Source organism: Candidatus Pelagibacter communis (genome assembly GCF_001180105.1).
Lineage (GTDB): Bacteria > Pseudomonadota > Alphaproteobacteria > Pelagibacterales > Pelagibacteraceae > Pelagibacter > Pelagibacter ubique_K.
Genome location: NZ_CVSO01000073.1, coordinates 1 through 1,524 on the forward strand (window position 1 = coordinate 1; position 1,524 = coordinate 1,524).

Sequence of the window (1,524 nt, forward strand, 5' to 3'; positions counted from 1 at the left end):
AATATTCTTAATGATTTCAAAGAAAATTTAGAAAATATAGAAAAAGAAATTAATGACCAAAACATAAATTACTATGTTGAGTATGTTGTAAATCAATTATTTAAAGCAAATAAATATTTTAATGATCAAGCACCTTGGACGAAGAAAGATGATAAACTAAGATTGAATACAATTGTGTTTGTATCTCTTGAATTAATTAGAAAAATTTCAATTTTACTATATCCAATTATTCCTAATACTTCTTTAAAAGTCCTGAATATTTTTTCTATGAAGGAAAAAGATATAAAATTTGACACAATAAGTAATAACGAATATTTAAAAGATAAAAAAGAAATAATAAAGCTTGGTATTTTGTTTGAAAAAATAAAAAAATGATAGATTCACATTGCCATTTAGATAGAGAACCTCTTATATCTAATTTAAGTCAGGTCCTGACTAGAGCAAAAGATGTAGGTCTTGAAAAAATATTAACTATTTGTACTACTAGTAGTGGATATAATGACATTCTTGATATTGTGTCTAAGGATCCAATGATCTATGGAACTTTCGGGATTCATCCACACGAAACAAAAAATTATTTTGTCAAAAAAGATGAAATTGTAAAAAAAGTAAGTATGAACAAGAAGATTATTGGAGTAGGGGAGACTGGTTTAGATTTTTATTACAATAATAGCGATAAAGATGCACAATTGAAGAGTTTTCAAAATCACATTGAAGCTGCAATGGACCTTAACATTCCTTTAATCATTCATTCAAGAAATGCAGAGAATGAAACCTATGATATTCTTAAAAAGAATTATCAGAAAAATTTAAAAATTCTTATGCATTGTTTCACTGGATCAACTGATTTTGCTTTAAATTTGCTTCCATTAAACGCTTATTTTTCTGCAAGCGGCATAATTACCTTTAAAAAGTCAACAGAATTACAGGAGACTTTTAAAAAAATTCCTGAAGATAAACTTTTAATAGAAACAGACAGTCCTTTTCTATCTCCAGAGCCAAATAGAGGTAAAAAAAAATGAACCTTCGTTCATCAAATTTACAGCACAAAAACTTGCTAATCTTAGAAATATTGAATTAGATAAACTGATAATACTTACAACAAATAATTTTAATACTTTATTTTCTAAATAATTCATGAGATTTACAATTTTAGGATGTGGAAGTTCAATGGGAGTACCAAGGCCTGATGGCAACTTTGGAAATTGTAATCCTAACAATAAAAAGAATATAAGAACAAGATGTTCGGCATTAATTCAGGGCAAGTCATTGAATATAATTATAGATACTTCTCCAGATATGAGACAACAATTAATAAACAATAAGATTACAAATATTGATAAAGTTTTGTTTTCACACATGCACGCTGACCAAACACATGGAATTAATGATTTAAGAGTCTTTTACTTAAAAAATAGAAAACCTGTCGATATATATGCAGATTTACCAACGCAGAAATATTTAAATAAGACTTTTTCTTATTGTTTTAAAAGCAATTCTCGTGAATATCCTTCAACTTTAAAA

General features: G+C 26.7%; 2 protein-coding genes and 1 pseudogene. All 3 read left to right on the forward strand.

Annotation, left to right across the window (positions count from 1 at the left end; translation table 11 throughout):
- Window positions 1-375, forward strand: a pseudogene (locus AMN84_RS05090) (methionine--tRNA ligase); the annotation flags it as partial.
- Entirely contained in the window at window positions 372-1,022 is a 651-nt protein-coding gene (locus AMN84_RS04745; protein ID WP_256998165.1) for a TatD family hydrolase, read from the forward strand. The pseudogene AMN84_RS05090 and the gene AMN84_RS04745, both read left to right, overlap by 4 nt.
- Window positions 1,023-1,137: 115 nt before the next feature.
- Window positions 1,138-1,524, forward strand: a 387-nt coding sequence (locus tag AMN84_RS04750) for an MBL fold metallo-hydrolase (RefSeq protein ID WP_143755558.1), incomplete at its 3' end; no start/stop codon positions are given.

Bases quoted from the DNA above. Each gene is read 5' to 3' on its own strand.
- AMN84_RS04745 (WP_256998165.1), top strand. From the start codon at position 372: ATGATAGATTCACATTGCCATTTAGATAGAGAACCTCTTATATCTAAT.